Raw genomic sequence first — 14,989 nt, 5'->3', positions numbered from 1 at the left:
CGATCGAACCAAGAGGGTTGACGTATCAAGCTTTTTTGATATGATGTATTTGAACCAATGAGTTGATAGCGATGGGTGCAACAGTAAAGAAGTTAGCTTCTGGTGAAAATCGAGATTGCAAGCGAGAAGCACTTGCGGAAGGCATCGGTACATTTATTATAGTTTTTGCCGGCACCGGCGCGGTGATGGTCAACAAAATTAGCGGTGGTTCTTTAACTCATTTGGGCGTTAGTTTTGTGTTTGGTGCGGTTGTAGCTGCGATGATTTACGCGATCGGACACATCAGCGACGCGCACTTTAACCCAGCCGTAACTTTAGGATTTTGGGCGAGCGGGTTTTTCCCAAAATACAAAGTTTTGCCTTATATTTGGGCGCAGTGTGCGGGGGCGATCGCAGCTTCCGCGCTGCTGTTAATTACTTTAGGAAAAGTGGCAAATCTCGGTGCAACTATCCCTCTTAACGGCAACTGGTTGCAGTCTCTAATTTTAGAAACAGTTCTGACTTTTATCCTGATGTTTGTAATTCTAGGTTCGGGACTTGACAGGCGCGCTCATATCGGTTTTGCGGGGATAGCAATTGGCTTAACTGTAGGCTTAGAAGCTGCATTTATGGGGTCGATTACCGGGGCGAGCATGAATCCGGCGCGATCGCTCGGGCCTGCGTTAATTGGCGGCTTTTGGGAACACCATTGGGTTTACTGGGTTGCTCCCATTTGGGGAACACAATTGGCAGTCGCAGTTTATCGAGAACTGTCTAACGGATTTCGGGATTTTAATTAACAGCATCATGGAAAAATTCACACACAAACCGAGAATTTTGTTTTTATACGGCTCTTTGCGAGAGCGTTCTTACAGCCGTTTATTAGCGGAAGAATCGGCTCGAATCCTTGAGGAATTCGGTGCCGAAGTTAGGTTTTTCAATCCTCAAGAATTGCCGATTTATGGCAGCGTTTCCGATACGCATCCGAAGGTTCAGGAATTGCGGGAATTGAGTTTGTGGTCGGAGGGTCAAGTGTGGTCTAGTCCAGAAATGCACGGCAATATTACTGGCATTATGAAAAATCAAATTGACTGGATTCCTTTAAGTATTGGGGCCGTCAGACCCACTCAAGGTCGAACTTTGGCGGTGATGCAAGTCAGCGGCGGTTCCCAGTCTTTTAATGCGGTGAATACTTTGAGGATTTTAGGCCGCTGGATGCGGATGTTTACGATTCCCAATCAGTCTTCGGTTGCTAAGGCTTATCAGGAATTTAATGAAGATGGGACGATGAAGGATTCGCCTTATCGCGATCGCGCGATCGATGTCATGGAGGAACTTTATAAATTTACCATGTTGTTGCGGGAGCAAACGGACTATTTGACCGATCGCCACAGCGAACGCAAGGAACAAGCAGCTAAGGAGGCGATCGCATTAGCAAATCGCGCCCTTGAAACATCTAACTAACGGGAGCATCTCACTTTTGCAGCCAAGCTAGAAATTGGAGGTAGGAGGCAGGAGACAGGAGACAGGAGGAAAGAGGAAGAAAGAAGGAGTCAAAAGAAGTCTTTTTACAAATATGAGATGCTCCCTAACTAACAACCAACAACGAACAACGAACAATCAACAAAAACCATGAAAAAAGTAATGTTTGTTTGCAAAAGAAATTCCTGCCGATCGCAAATGGCAGAAGGATTCGCTAAAACCATCGGAGCCGGCAAGATTGGAGTCACCAGTTCCGGGTTAGAATCAAGCAGAGTTCATCCGACAGCAATTCAAGTCATGTCAGAAATTGGCATTGATATCACCGATCAAACATCCAACCCACTAAGCGAATTCAATGCAGAAGACTACGACGCAGTAATTTCTCTGTGCGGCTGCGGCGTAAATTTACCCGAAGCGTGGGTATTGCAAGAAGTATTTGAAGATTGGCAACTCGATGACCCCGACGGACAACCTATCGAAACTTTTCACCGCGTTAGAGATGAAATTAAAGCACGAGTTGAAAAATTAGTTGACTCTCTCAAACCAGATTAATGTCGAAAATATCACCCTTGGGTTGCGGGTTGCGATCGATTCTCAACAAACTGATTTTTAACCTGTCGCTGTCGCATCCAAAGAATTAGTGCTAAATTATGAGAGGCGTTCCGGCCGATCGCCTCTCAATCCGTTGCGAGCACAGACCGAAAAATTTAGCACATGATTCAGACAGCAATCACGCCTTTCAAAAACAAACTCAACTCAGCTTTAACTAAAAAGCAGATTACAGTTTTACAAATTAATCTCGGGAAACGCTGCAACCTCGCTTGCACTCACTGTCACGTAGAAGCTAGCCCGAAACGAACAGAAGAAATTTCCCCGGAAATTTGCGACCAATTAATTGAAATTATTCGCCGCTTTCCTCAAATTCAAACTGTTGACCTCACTGGCGGTGCTCCCGAGATGCTTTACGGTTTTAAACCCTTAGCGGAAGCAGCAAGGGCAACAGGTAAAGAGGTAATTGTTCGTTCTAATTTAACGATTTACTTTGAAAAAGGTTTTGAGGATATTCCTGAATATTGCGCGCAGCAACAACTCAGAATTGTGGCATCGCTTCCCTGCTACCAAGCTGACAATGTTGACAAAATGCGCGGTAGCGGTGTTTTTGACAGTTCGATTCTGGCGCTGCAAAAGCTGAATCAGTTGGGATACGGGAAAAACCCAAATTTGATTCTGGATTTGGTGTACAATCCGCAAGTGCCGACAACACATAAGTTTTCGCTAACAGCGGAACAAGGTAAGTTACAGCGAGATTATCAGGTTTATTTAGCTAAACATTTTGGGATTTGTTTTAATCACTTGTTCGCGATTACTAATTTGCCTGTGGGACGGACTAAGTTTCATTTGGAACATAAGAAACTTCACAAGCCTTATCTGGGGTTTTTGGAGGATAATTTTAATCCCGGTACTGTGGATCATTTAATGTGCCGCAATGAATTGTCGATCGACTATTTGGGCAATGTCTACGATTGCGATTTTAATCAAATGGAAAATCTGCCGGCAAAAACTGGCAGCGGGGGAAAGATAACTGTTGCTAAATTGCTCGAATCTGGCAGTTTAGATGTGATTCCAGAGGTGCAAACTGCTGCTTATTGTTACGGCTGTACGGCTGGTTCAGGTTCTAGCTGCGGGGGTACTTTGACTTAAGAAGTCATTAGTCATTAGTCATTAGTCATTAGTCATTAGTCATCAGTCATTAGTCATTAGTCATTAGTCATTAGTCATTAGTCATTAGTCATTAGTTAACGGTTAACGGTTAACGGTTAACGGTTAACGGTTAACGGTTAACAGTTAACCGTTAACAATTCCCAATTCCCAATCCCTCCGCTTCGCTCCGCCCAATTCCCAATTCCCAATTCCCAATTCCCAATTCCCAATTCCCAATTCCCAATTCCCAATTCCCAATGCCCAATTCCCAATGCCCAATTCCCAATTCCCAATTCCCAATTCCCAATTCCCCATGCCCTATGCCCATATTATTGAGAATGGAGATTTTAAGTAATGAATGATTTGCGATCGCCCGATGAAAAAAATCCGCCACCATCCCAAAGGTGGAAACTGTTTTTAGGGATTGCTTTAGCTGTAGCTTTGATTGTGGCGGCACAGTTTTTTAACTTTCAAGCAATTCTAAAAAACGCGCTTTCGGCGATCGCGAGTCTCGGCCCTTGGGGCCCTGTAGCTTTTATTCTAATTTACATTGTCGCTACGGTTTTATTTATTCCCGGTTCTTTGCTTACTCTCGGTTCTGGGGTTTTGTTCGGCGTCGTTGGCGGCACGGTTTGCGTTTCCATGGGCTCGGTTTTGGGCGCAACTTGCGCTTTTTTAATAGGAAGGTATTTAACTCGCGATTGGGTTTCCAAACAGATAGAAGGAAATCCTAAATTTCAGGCGATCGACTCCGCAGTTGCTTCTGAAGGATGGAAAATTGTGCTGCTGACGCGACTTTCGCCAATTTTCCCATTTAATTTGCTCAACTATGCTTTTGGAGTCACGCAGGTATCTCTCAGAGACTATTTTTTTGCATCTTGGCTCGGCATGATTCCGGGAACTGTGATGTATGTTTATATTGGTTATCTGGCTGGGAGTTTGGCGGCACTCGGAGCCGAAGGGCGATCGCGCACTGCTGCTGAGTGGGCTCTTTACGGCATTGGTTTGCTAGCAACGATCGCCCTCACCGTTTATGCAGCCCGCTTGGCAAAAAAAGCTTTAGACGAAAAAATTTCTCCTTAAACCTACTGCACAAATTGGTTAACTTGTCAATACGGTTTTGCTCATAAATTATAATACATAGCTAATTTAAAAAACTCCGTATTTTCTCTGTGTTATTTACAAAAAATTTGTTATACAAACGAGATAGATCTTAAATATATCGTAAAGCACTAACCTCAAAAAAGTAAACTCAAGGTCAAAATACAAAATTAATGTCAAAATAGAATGCGATATTGCGATCGAAATAAAAATTGTTCGCAGCCAGAAATCCACATCCCCATCGGCCAAACCTAGGAGGACTCAAGTCCTGACTGTTGACATAATATTAATTCTGCCGAATGACTGTGCAGTTCGATCGATTTCACTCTCGACGAGAACATTTGATGATGCAAAAACCAGCAAATCAAGCCCGACCCGTTTCTGCGCCGCCGCCCCACCAAAAGCCAAAACTGCGCCACTTTTGGCAAAACATCGGCATCAGCGCTCAATCGCGCTGGCAGCAACTAGAAAGTCTTTGGCAGCACAGACGGCAGCGTCGCCATTTGCTGACCCTGCTAATTCTAGGTACCACAGCTTTAACCATTAGCACAACTACTTGCGTAAGCTATTTTTTTGTGCGCGGACTAATACTCGACAATTTAAAAGAAATAGCACTATTAAAATTAGAAAAAGGCACCGATGAAATCGATCGCTGGCTCAGCAGCCGCAAAGCAGAAATAGAAACCATCGCTTACTCTCCAAAGATTCGCACTCTCAATTGGGAATTAGTCGAACCCCGGTTGCAATCAGAAATATACAGGCTAAAAGAGTATTTCATCCTGGCATTAATTCAACCCAACGGCTCACTAACTAACACTCTAGGCAACCGCACGAATGTCAAAGACCGCCAACACTTTATAAAAGCAATGGCCGGGGAAATCAATGTTTCTGACCCGCTGATCGGCCGCAGTACACAAGTTTCGACGATCGTGATTTCAGCTCCTATTTGGGCCTTGCCACAGCCTTCCAATGAAGTAATTGGAGTCCTATCGGGCAGCATTAAATTAGACAGAGTAGCAAATGTTGTTAACAGCCTGCATTACGGTTCCGAGAGTTATGCTTTTGCGCTCAATTCAGAAGGAGTGCCAATTGTTCATCCCAACAATAACTTAATTGGCAATAGCGATCGGCCTGCTCCAAGCTTTTTACAGTCACAAGATTCCGCACTCTCCACAATTGCGCGGCACATGATCGATCGCCAGACGAACATCGAACTGGTAAAAATAGATAACAAATGGGTGTATGCCGTCTACGCTCCCCTCCAGGAAGTGAACTGGTCGATGGCCTTAATAATTCCCCGCGAAAATATTGAATCCCAACTGCAAGCATTAAATTTTCTAACATCCGTCGTCGTCGGACTGCTAGTCCCGGCAATGCTAGCAGCAATTTGGCTAATTTATTCCTCGGAAAACAATCGCGCCAGAGCCGAGCGAGAAGCCATGCTCAACCGGATTTCTGGACGCATTCGCGCTTCTCTAGAATTAGACAAAATCGTGCAAAGTACCGTCGAAGAAATAGTAAATTTGCTGCATCTAGAACGAGCAGCTTTTGGTTGGTACGAGCCGCAAAACAAAACTTTACAAATTTTGTGGGAATCTTCCCAATTTGATTGTCCGAGACAAGCGATAAACTTTGAACCTTACTTGGTGCGAAATTTGTCAGTAGAGAGCGACCAATCCAATCCAATCATTTTTAATGCCGATACTTGGACTAGGGGCGCAAGTCAACCGCTCGAACTGAAAGCTAATAGCTATTTAGCGATGCCAGTCCCGACTAAAAATGAGCAACAGGGTTATTTAGTTTGCAGCCACGCTGCTCAGTGGTTTTGGAGCGCGGAAGAAATTAAACTGTTAAAAGCTGTAGCAGATCAATTGGCGATCGCAATTACTCAATCTCACCTTTACACTCAAACCCAAGACCAAGTAAAACTGCTCAATAATGCCTTGCACGAACTGAAAAAGACTCAAACCCATTTAGTGCAGAGCGAAAAAATGTCATCCCTCGGTCAAATGGTAGCGGGGATAGCGCACGAAATCAACAACCCGGTTAACTTCATTTCTGCTAATTTGCCTCACACCACAAAATATACTAAAGATTTATTAGAATTAGTGAGTTTGTACAAACAAACATTCCCAGAAGTCACCCCGGAAATCGCCGATTTTACCGAAGAAATTGAGCTAGATTTTATCGAGGAAGATTTGCCGCATATATTAAATTCTATGAAAATAGGAACCGATCGCATTCGCAGCATAGTTCTTTCTTTACGCAACTTTTCTCGCCTCGATGAATCAGACAAAAAGCAGGCGGACATTCACGAAGGCATGGAAAATACCTTGCTGCTGCTTTCCAACAAAATCAAAAATGGCATTTATATAGTCAAGAGATACGGAAAAGTGCCTTTAGTAGACTGCTATCCGTCTCAGCTAAATCAGGTGTTTATGAACTTGCTGAGCAATGCGATCGATGCCTTGAACGAGATCGATCGCCTGGATAAAATTATTACTATTTCCACAGGAGTAGTTCGCGAACATAGCATAAAATTTCTGAAAGTGGCGATCGCCGACAACGGCCCCGGCATTCCCGACAGCGTTAAAGACCAAATTTTTAACCCATTTTTTACCACCAAACCGGTGGGACAAGGCACTGGTTTGGGGTTAGCAATCAGCTACAAAATTGTTGTAGACGGACACGGCGGCAGCATCAAAATATCTAAACCTGCAGGCGGCGGGACGGAGTTTTTAATAAAAATTCCGATTAATGAAAAGCGACAGGAAGCAAGCAATAAAAGGGAAGTTGGGCAACGAGCAATGTAGGGGAGGTAATGGATAGAGGCTCGAGGAGACAAATAACTTTAATTAATGCTAATTTTACTGCTGTTGGCTAAAATTAAAAGAGTTTTTGTGAAAGGAGTTTTATGGCTGTTGGTAAGGATACAATTTTCGAGCGCTTTTTATCGCCGCTGATCCGACTGGCGATCGACGAAGAAGCAATCAAACGACTCTACGAAGGTACTGACTGGGAAAAAGCGGGCGATCGCCACCGACAAACCAACCTAGTTTATCCCAAATATTACAGCAGCCAAAACTTTCACGGCATCAAAGGCGGCTACCTCAACCCCAGTGCCGCCGTTTCCTACGATCCAATCACGCAATACGTTTTGCCTCCCCACGAAACAGTCGTCAGACAAGGTTTAATTGACGCTGTGCGGGTAAAACCGCGCCGAATTATCGATTTGGGATGTGGCACCGGTTCGACAACCCTGATGCTCAAACAAGCCTTTCCCGAAGCGGAAGTTGTCGGCCTGGACTTGTCTCCTTATATGCTGGTAGTCGCCGAAATGAAGGCGCAAAAAGCCGGCTTGAATATCGAGTGGTTGCACGGAAATGCTGAAAGCGTGGGTTTTGCTGACAGCAGCTTCGATTTAGTCGCAGCTTCCTTGCTGTTTCACGAAACGCCGCCTGCTGTCTCGCGCGCAATTTTGCGAGAAAGCTTCCGACTGCTGAAGGTTGGGGGACAAGTGGCAATTTTGGACGGAAATCAAAAAACTTTGCGACAGACAGAGTGGCTGACTGATATCTTTGAAGAGCCTTATATTAAGTCTTACGCGGCTGGTAGTATGGATGCTTGGGCGGGGGCGGCGGGATTTGCTGCGGTGCAAACTCAGGAACACTGGTGGGTGCATCAGGTGACGCAGGGCGTGAAACCTCTTCTGGGAGAAGATTTCGAGCCGGTGCGTCAGGCGCAGGTGTCGAATTTGGGCGATCGCGCTCCTGATTTTGATGGCGATTTACCGGGCATTCCAGCACCCGCTTGATTTATTGACTGTTGGCTGTTGACAGTTAACTGTTAACTGTTGGCTGTTGACAGTTAACTGTTAACAGTGGCTGTATATAAATTATATGTCACAAAACAATTCCCCGTCTTGTGGGGTGTCCCGCCCTGAACATACAATTTAAATGTCCGACAGCTTAATGACTACCCTTTGACTTCGATCTTCGGGCAAGATGATTAATAACTGATAACTAATGACTGATAACTAATAACCAATAATATCAAATCCGGTAGCATCGGAATGATTCAGATATATATTCTCTCCCTCTGTGTACTCTGTGCTCTCTGTGGTTAAATCAGTCCGATACAAGCGGAAACGATATAACTAATAACTAATAACCAATAACCAACAACCAACAACCAATAACCAATAACCAATAACCAATAACTAATAACTAATAACTAATAACTAATAACTAATAACCAATAACCAATAACCAATAACTAATGACTCTAAAAGCAGTTTTATTTGATTTTAATGGCGTTATTATTAATGACGAGTCGATTCACGAGAACTTAATCGATCGCCTGATGCTAGATGAAAATCTGCAACTCAAACGCGGGGAGTTTCGAGAAATTTGTTTGGGAAAGAGCGATCGCGCTTGCATTACCGAACTGCTGCAGCGCCGAGGACGATATCTCACAGAAACATACCTCGATCGCTTGCTGCTAGGCAAGGCCAAAGCTTATCAAGAAAAAATAAATAGTTTGGAAACATTGCCGATTTATACCGGTTTGGCAGAATTTATTGACAAAATTCGCGTTTCTGGACTAAAAATGGCCGTAGTTAGCGGGGCCATGCGATCGGATATAGAATTAGTGCTAGAGCGAGCCGGTTTGGCTGCAAATTTTGAGTTAATTGTCGCAGGTGACGACTTGACGGCGAGCAAACCAGAACCTGACTGCTATCTGTTGGCTGTGGAACTTCTCAACCAGAAATATCCCGGTTTGAACCTGCAACCGATCGAATGTTTGGCCCTAGAAGATACTTTTGCGGGGATAGAATCGGCGAAAAAAGCGGGGATGCAGGTAGCGGGCGTGACTCACACTTACCCGTTTCACATGATCCAGCGCCAAGCTAATTGGACGGTGGACTATTTTGCTGATTTAGAGTTGGACAGAGTAGCTCAACTTTGCTCGATCGCCCCCACCGAGCCGGCGGCGGAAAACTCTTGACGTTTTTAGCCCTTACGTGCTAATGTTGGTCACGGTTTGTAAAATTGAAAGCAAATGCAATTTGCAAGCCTTTGAGATTCGGCAATCGAGCATCTAAAATGCTAAATTGAAAGTCAATCAGGGGAATTAGCTCAGTTGGTAGAGCGCTGCGATCGCACCGCAGAGGCCAGCGGTTCGAGTCCGCTATTCTCCATAAATTAGTTGACAGTGGACAGTTGACTCCGAAAGCAGTTGCAGAGTAGGGGAATCAAACCATTTATGCTTGACGGGTATCGGCTGTATTCATTAGGTTATTTATGTCCGCGCCCAATGTTGCTTTTGCTATATTTGTATAAAGGGCGATCGTCATCTGCTTTGATATTTTCCTGTGAATGTGCGATCGATTAACCGCAGCAAGATGAATTCGCTTCGTAGTGCGGACTTCAGTCCGCTCATTATTGCATTGTGGTGTCCACACTACGAACCATTTTTGTGATCGTAATCGATCGGACACGATCCAAGTGTGCCACAAACTCAGTTACGGTCTAACTCCTAGTATCAATAAGATAATTCTCTAAAGAAACCCGGTTGTTAATTTCAGACCGATCGCTCAAAGTGCATATCTTAGTGTCTAAACTCCGTTTCTGCCACATTTGCCATCAATCCTCACCAAACCTTCATTTTGTAAATTAATAATAACTTTTGTATATAAAGATACAAAAGTATTCTCAACCTAGTCTTAATATCAAGTCGCTATATGTTATTCTCAATCATCTGACTGAGCTATTTAAGAGTAACAAGGAAAAATGACAAAGCGATTCGATCGGCGGAAATTTCTTTTATACGGTTCTGCTACCCTCACAACAAGTTTATTCCTCAAAGCTTGTAGAACTCCGACTCCAACAGCCACCCCAGCCGCTTCTCCAACAGCAACAGGAACTGCACCAGCAGCAGGCGGTGGAAACACGATCAAAGTAGGAATTTTACATTCCTTGAGCGGCACAATGTCCATCAGCGAAAAAAGCGTGGTTGATGCCGAACAATTAGCGATCGAAGAAATCAACAAAGCTGGCGGAGTCCTCGGAAAACAAATCGAAGCAATAGTAGAAGATGGCAACTCAGACTGGCCGACTTTTGCCGAAAAAGCCAAAAAATTGATCGACCAAGATAAAGTTGTCACAGTCTTCGGCTGCTGGACATCCGCCAGCCGCAAAGCAGTATTGCCAGTCTTTGAAGAAAAAAATCATATGCTCTGGTATCCCGTACAATACGAGGGTCAAGAGTGCTCAAAAAACATCTTTTACACCGGGGCAGCCCCAAACCAACAAATCGAACCAGCAGTTGACTGGCTGCTAGAAAATAAAGGAAAAAAATTCTTCTTAGTTGGGTCTGACTACGTTTTTCCCCGCACCGCAAACACCATTATTAAAGCACAGCTAGCAGCCAAAGGCGGAGAATTAGTTGGCGAAGATTACATACCTCTTGGCGGTACAGAAGTCACGCCCATTATTACTAAAATCAAGGCAGCTTTGCCCGACGGCGGGGTCATCTTCAATTCCCTCAACGGCGACAGCAATGTGGCATTTTTCAAACAGTTGCAGGGTGCAGGTTTGGGCCCGGACAAATATCCGTCAATGTCTGTCAGTATTGCAGAAGAAGAAGTAAAGGCGATCGGCGTAGAATATCTCAAAGACCATTACGCCGCCTGGAATTACTTCATGACTGTGGACACTCCCGCAAATACAAAGTTTGTGGAAGCTTTCAAAGCAAAATACGGCAAAGACAGAGTGACAAACGACCCGATGGAAGCAGCTTACATCATGGTTTACCTGTGGAAGCAAGCCGTCGAAAAAGCAGGAACCGCCGACGATTTGGACAAAGTACGGGCAGCAGCTTTGGGTCAAACTTTTGACGCGCCGGAGGGCAAAGTGACCCTAGAAAACAACCATCACCTTGCTAAATTTGTGCGGTTGGGTAAGGTGAGAGAAGACGGTTTGTTTGAAATTGCTTATGCTACGCCAGAAGCCGTGCCACCGATTCCTTGGAATCAGTTTGTCCCCGAAACACAAGGCTTTTCTTGTGATTGGTCAGATCCGGCCAAAGGCGGCAAATTCAAGACCAGCTAAGTAAAGCATAATTCAAGCGTGAAGGGCAGCATCTCCGGCTTTGCTTGTTACCAGGCTCTTCCTGGTAACACATATTGGGAGGAAGAACCTCCTTTTACTTCGCCACTTATAGGAGAAATAACTATAAGCTGTTGTGCAAATAAACATTGTATATTTTGATGACAATCAAAAATTGTCAAATCCTCTCCCCCTCTCCCCCTCTCCCCTGATCCCCCTCTCCCCCTCAATCGCCATACACAATATATATGAGCAACAGCTTAGGAGGTATTTAAGTTATTAAATTGTCGTTCCTAAGCAAAGTAGAAGTCAATCGTGAAATCCGAAGTTTGTAGGCTGCTTGGGGGCGCACCTTACCTTTATACAAAAAATCGCGACATCAAATATTATCGAAAAATAGGAGGATAAAAAGTGCTGAGCGGCTTATTGGACGGTTTATTCAACGGCATTAGCATCGGCGCTGTTTTACTAATTGCAGCCCTGGGATTAGCGATTATTTTCGGGTTGATGGGTGTGATTAATATGGCTCATGGCGAATTGATGATGCTGGGAGCTTATACAACTTTCGTGGTGCAAAATGTCTTCAAGGGTATGGGAGGATTTGCTTTTGAAATGTATATTTTATTTGCCATTCCCCTAGCTTTTTTAGTAGCGGCGCTGGTAGGATTAATTCTCGAACGCGGAGTGATTCGCTATCTCTACGGGCGGCCTCTAGAAACTTTGCTGGCGACGTGGGGCGTAAGTTTAATTTTACAGCAGTTTGTCCGCAGTGTTAGTTGGGTTTTGGTAGCGGGAATTGCTGTATTTTGTTTGCTATTTTTTGGCGGGTTGCAGGTGCTGAAGCGACGCCCGGATTTCGATCGCATTCGCAAGGGAATTATCGCCATAATTTTACCTTTGTCTTTGGGTATTTCTTGGGCTGTCAGCGCACTTTTAAGCGAAACTTACAAACTCGCAGTAACTAAACCTTGGTTTGGCGCTCAAAATGTCGATGTGACTGCGCCTGCATGGCTGCGCGGCGGCATCCCGCTGGGCACTTTTCAACTCCCCTACGCCAGACTTTTTATTATTGTGCTGACAGGAGTTTGTTTGGCGGGAATTTACCTATTTTTGCAAAAGTCTGTGTGGGGATTGCGGATTCGCGCTGTGACGCAAAATCGCAGCATGAGCGCGTGTTTGGGAATTCCTACCGAGAAAGTAGATGCGCTGACTTTTGCTTTGGGTTCGGGGTTGGCTGGTGTTGCTGGCTGCGCGATTAGTCTGATCGGTTCGGTAGGCTCAAATACCGGACAAAATTATATTGTCGATACTTTTATGGTTGTGGTTGTGGGCGGTGTCGGCAAGATTATGGGCAGTGTAGTTGCTGCAATGGCGATCGGCACTGCAAATTACCTGATCGGCTCTGGGACATTAGCATTAATGTTTGCTCCTATCAAGCCCTTAGCTGATTTTTTCACATTTTTCGCCACCACCAGCATGGCAAAAGTGATGGTATTTGCCTTAATTATGGCTTTTTTGCAAGTGAAGCCGGGAGGAATTTTTCCGCAAAAAGGACGCACTGTTGAGAATTAACAACTACAGCTTCGATCGCCAAAAAAATGAAAAATACACAAAAAAAGGCACGGCTAAAAGAAGCAGCAATTGTAGGGGCGATCGCCCTAACATTCATATTGCTCGTCCCAGGAATAGTTCCTGACGCTCGTCTCAACCAATTGGGCCGATTTTTAGCACTAGCAATTGCAGCCCTCGGCATAGACTTAATCTGGGGATACACAGGTTTGCTCAGTCTGGGACACGGCGTATTTTTTGCCCTAGGTGGCTACGCCTTCGCCATGCACCTAAAACTGCAAATTCCCCCAAGCACCAGCACTCAACTGCCCGAATTTATGAGTCTCTACGGCGTTACTGAACTGCCTTGGTTTTGGCAACCATTCTATTCATTTCCCTTCTCAGTCGTCGCAGTATTCCTCATCCCCGCCATCTTGGGCGGACTTTTAGGTTACTTAGTATTCCGCAATCGAATTCGAGGCGTTTACTTTTCAATTCTCACCCAAGCAGCAACCATTGTATTTTTTAACTTTTTCAACGGCCAGCAAAAACTGATTAACGGCACCAACGGACTCACCGACTTTAAAACCCTATTCGGAGCCTCAGTAAATAGTAGAGACACTCAATATATTTTCTACATTCTCACCATACTATTTCTAGTAGCAACCTACGTCCTCTGTCGGTGGCTGACAAGCGGGCGTTTCGGGCGGTTGCTAGTAGCAATTCGCGACGACGAAGTGCGCCTGCGTTTCTCAGGTTACAATCCCACAGGATACAAAGTTTTAGTATTTGCAATTTCCGCCGGTTTAGCCGGAATAGCAGGCGCTTTATTCACCGTACAAACCGGAATTATTTCCCCGAAAGCAATGGATATTGCATTTTCCATCGAAATAGTAATTTGGGTAGCCGTAGGAGGGCGCGCCACTTTATCTGGGGCCATATTGGGAGCGCTGCTAGTCAACTTTGGCAAGAGTTTCTTGAGCGAACAATTTCCTGAAGTCTGGCTATTTTTTCAAGGCGCGCTATTTTTAATAGTAGTCACAGTCCTGCCCGACGGCATAGTCGGATGGCTGCAAAATAAAGATTTTGAACACATCCGCCGCCTGTTCAAAAAACCAAAGTACGCATCAACTTACCCCAGCCTGGAACAAGACCCCGAAGTACAGCGAGAAAAAGAAGAACTTGAACATTGAATGCTAAAAAATGATATCTGGTATGCTTGCGAATTTCCAACTAAAGATTTTGTAGTAAAATAACTCAATTATTTAACATGAGGGGAAACAGATGGCAGATATTATTGACTACAAAATCTACGGCGACGATTTGCAACTGATTGAAATTGAACTCGACCCCAGAGAAGGTGTCAGAGCTGAAGTGGGAGCCATGACATACATGGAAGGCGACATCCAGATGCAAACAGCCACAGGTGGTGGCATATTTCAAGGTTTCAAACGGATGCTGACAGGGGAAAGTTTTTTTATTAGCACCTTTGTCAACAGCGGAAATCGCAAGGCCCGCGTCGCTTTTGCCGCCCCCTATCCTGGGAAAATAATTCCCCTCGATTTAGGTAAACTTGGTGGCAAATTTCTGTGTCAAAAAGACTCATTTCTCTGTGCGGCAAATGGGATTGACATTGATGTAGCTTTCACCAAGCGACTCGGTGCTGGTTTCTTTGGCGGAGAAGGCTTTATTCTGCAAAAATTGCAGGGTGACGGCCTCGCTTTTGTTCATGCGGGAGGAACAATAGTTGAGAAAAATTTGGGAGTTGGCGAAGTGTTGCGAGCGGACACTGGTTGTTTGGTCGCTTTTGCGCCGACTGTAGATTACGATATTCAGTTTGTGGGCGGCTTTAGAAATGCTTTATTTGGTGGCGAAGGCTTGTTTTTAGTCAAGCTAACCGGGCCTGGCAAAGTGTATTTGCAAAGTCTGCCACTCTCGAAATTGGCTGAGCGAATTATGGCGGTAAATCCAGCTCCTTTAACGAGCAGTTCTAGCAGTTCTAGCTTCGCGTAAAAGGTTTGTAGTGAGGACTTTAGTCCGCATTCAGGCTAAATCTGTAAGAAGCAACT

The 14,989-nt window shown here is 44.7% G+C and carries 14 protein-coding genes and 1 tRNA gene; 13 read left to right on the top strand and 2 right to left on the bottom strand.

Annotated elements, in window-relative coordinates:
- The first annotated feature begins 71 nt into the window (after nucleotides 1-71).
- From QUA97_RS11930 to arsS, 4 genes are all read left to right on the top strand, one after another.
- A complete protein-coding gene (locus tag QUA97_RS11930; RefSeq protein ID WP_194071008.1) occupies nucleotides 72-779 on the top strand; it encodes an MIP/aquaporin family protein in 708 nt (235 codons plus the stop codon).
- 7 nt (nucleotides 780-786) lie between these two features.
- A complete protein-coding gene (arsH, locus tag QUA97_RS11925) occupies nucleotides 787-1,443 on the top strand; it encodes an arsenical resistance protein ArsH (protein WP_333194694.1) in 657 nt (218 codons plus the stop codon).
- A 168-nt stretch (nucleotides 1,444-1,611) separates the two neighbouring features.
- Nucleotides 1,612-2,013: an arsenate reductase, glutathione/glutaredoxin type gene (gene arsC / locus QUA97_RS11920; RefSeq protein WP_194071006.1), complete on the top strand. Its 402-nt coding sequence runs from the start codon at nucleotides 1,612-1,614 to the stop codon at nucleotides 2,011-2,013.
- A gap of 162 nt (nucleotides 2,014-2,175) precedes the next feature.
- Nucleotides 2,176-3,162: an arsenosugar biosynthesis radical SAM (seleno)protein ArsS gene (gene arsS / locus QUA97_RS11915; protein ID WP_333194693.1), complete on the top strand. Its 987-nt coding sequence runs from the start codon at nucleotides 2,176-2,178 to the stop codon at nucleotides 3,160-3,162.
- A gap of 144 nt (nucleotides 3,163-3,306) precedes the next feature.
- Here the strand turns inward: arsS and QUA97_RS11910 are convergent, their stop codons facing one another.
- Complete coding sequence (locus QUA97_RS11910; RefSeq protein ID WP_333194692.1) at nucleotides 3,307-3,477, bottom strand: hypothetical protein; 171 nt, start codon at nucleotides 3,475-3,477, stop codon at nucleotides 3,307-3,309.
- A gap of 39 nt (nucleotides 3,478-3,516) precedes the next feature.
- Between QUA97_RS11910 and QUA97_RS11905 the strand changes: the two genes are divergently transcribed.
- From QUA97_RS11905 to QUA97_RS11885, 5 genes are all read left to right on the top strand, one after another.
- A complete protein-coding gene (locus tag QUA97_RS11905; protein ID WP_194071003.1) occupies nucleotides 3,517-4,245 on the top strand; it encodes a TVP38/TMEM64 family protein in 729 nt (242 codons plus the stop codon).
- A 362-nt stretch (nucleotides 4,246-4,607) separates the two neighbouring features.
- On the top strand, nucleotides 4,608-7,076 hold the full coding sequence (locus QUA97_RS11900; RefSeq protein WP_333194691.1) for an ATP-binding protein: 2,469 nt from the start codon (nucleotides 4,608-4,610) through the stop codon (nucleotides 7,074-7,076).
- A gap of 101 nt (nucleotides 7,077-7,177) precedes the next feature.
- Nucleotides 7,178-8,077, top strand: coding sequence for a class I SAM-dependent methyltransferase (locus tag QUA97_RS11895; RefSeq protein ID WP_194071002.1), 900 nt, complete (start codon nucleotides 7,178-7,180; stop codon nucleotides 8,075-8,077).
- Between the two features lie 464 nt (nucleotides 8,078-8,541).
- Nucleotides 8,542-9,270 carry an HAD family hydrolase gene (locus tag QUA97_RS11890; protein ID WP_194008652.1) on the top strand — a complete coding sequence of 243 codons (729 nt, stop codon included), beginning with the start codon at nucleotides 8,542-8,544 and terminating at the stop codon, nucleotides 9,268-9,270.
- Nucleotides 9,271-9,390: 120 nt separating this feature from the next.
- Nucleotides 9,391-9,463 (top strand) — tRNA-Ala (locus tag QUA97_RS11885).
- A gap of 63 nt (nucleotides 9,464-9,526) precedes the next feature.
- Here the strand turns inward: QUA97_RS11885 and QUA97_RS11880 are convergent.
- Nucleotides 9,527-9,727, bottom strand: coding sequence for a hypothetical protein (locus QUA97_RS11880; protein WP_333194690.1), 201 nt, complete (start codon nucleotides 9,725-9,727; stop codon nucleotides 9,527-9,529).
- Nucleotides 9,728-10,055: 328 nt separating this feature from the next.
- Here QUA97_RS11880 and urtA point away from each other — a divergent pair, with 328 nt between their 5' ends.
- The 4 genes from urtA (at nucleotide 10,056) to QUA97_RS11860 (ending at nucleotide 14,933) form a co-directional block, all read left to right on the top strand.
- The gene (urtA, locus tag QUA97_RS11875; RefSeq protein WP_333194689.1) at nucleotides 10,056-11,375 is read left to right on the top strand and encodes an urea ABC transporter substrate-binding protein; all 1,320 of its coding nucleotides are present in this window, start codon (nucleotides 10,056-10,058) and stop codon (nucleotides 11,373-11,375) included.
- A gap of 408 nt (nucleotides 11,376-11,783) precedes the next feature.
- Complete coding sequence (locus tag QUA97_RS11870; RefSeq protein WP_442922508.1) at nucleotides 11,784-12,944, top strand: ABC transporter permease; 1,161 nt, start codon at nucleotides 11,784-11,786, stop codon at nucleotides 12,942-12,944.
- A gap of 26 nt (nucleotides 12,945-12,970) precedes the next feature.
- A complete protein-coding gene (gene urtC / locus QUA97_RS11865; protein WP_333194688.1) occupies nucleotides 12,971-14,113 on the top strand; it encodes an urea ABC transporter permease subunit UrtC in 1,143 nt (380 codons plus the stop codon).
- Between the two features lie 91 nt (nucleotides 14,114-14,204).
- Entirely contained in the window at nucleotides 14,205-14,933 is a 729-nt protein-coding gene (locus QUA97_RS11860) for a TIGR00266 family protein (RefSeq protein ID WP_194071146.1), read from the top strand.
- Nucleotides 14,934-14,989 lie beyond the last annotated feature (56 nt).

The organism is Microcoleus sp. CZ3-B2 (assembly GCF_036705055.1).
Taxonomy (GTDB): domain Bacteria; phylum Cyanobacteriota; class Cyanobacteriia; order Cyanobacteriales; family Microcoleaceae; genus Microcoleus.
The sequence above is the reverse complement of the archived record's forward strand: the minus strand, read 5'-3'. Positions and strand labels throughout refer to the sequence as shown.

Excerpts from the sequence above, each read along its gene's own strand:
- QUA97_RS11910 (WP_333194692.1), bottom strand. The coding sequence starts at position 3,477 with ATGGGGAATTGGGAATTGGGAATTGGGAATTGGGAATTGGGCATTGGG.
- arsS (WP_333194693.1), top strand. The coding sequence starts at position 2,176 with ATGATTCAGACAGCAATCACGCCTTTCAAAAACAAACTCAACTCAGCT.
- QUA97_RS11930 (WP_194071008.1), top strand. The coding sequence starts at position 72 with ATGGGTGCAACAGTAAAGAAGTTAGCTTCTGGTGAAAATCGAGATTGC.
- QUA97_RS11905 (WP_194071003.1), top strand. The coding sequence starts at position 3,517 with ATGAATGATTTGCGATCGCCCGATGAAAAAAATCCGCCACCATCCCAA.
- arsH (WP_333194694.1), top strand. The coding sequence starts at position 787 with ATGGAAAAATTCACACACAAACCGAGAATTTTGTTTTTATACGGCTCT.
- QUA97_RS11895 (WP_194071002.1), top strand. The coding sequence starts at position 7,178 with ATGGCTGTTGGTAAGGATACAATTTTCGAGCGCTTTTTATCGCCGCTG.
- QUA97_RS11890 (WP_194008652.1), top strand. The coding sequence starts at position 8,542 with ATGACTCTAAAAGCAGTTTTATTTGATTTTAATGGCGTTATTATTAAT.
- urtC (WP_333194688.1), top strand. The coding sequence starts at position 12,971 with ATGAAAAATACACAAAAAAAGGCACGGCTAAAAGAAGCAGCAATTGTA.
- arsC (WP_194071006.1), top strand. The coding sequence starts at position 1,612 with ATGAAAAAAGTAATGTTTGTTTGCAAAAGAAATTCCTGCCGATCGCAA.
- QUA97_RS11860 (WP_194071146.1), top strand. The coding sequence starts at position 14,205 with ATGGCAGATATTATTGACTACAAAATCTACGGCGACGATTTGCAACTG.
- QUA97_RS11900 (WP_333194691.1), top strand. The coding sequence starts at position 4,608 with ATGATGCAAAAACCAGCAAATCAAGCCCGACCCGTTTCTGCGCCGCCG.
- urtA (WP_333194689.1), top strand. The coding sequence starts at position 10,056 with ATGACAAAGCGATTCGATCGGCGGAAATTTCTTTTATACGGTTCTGCT.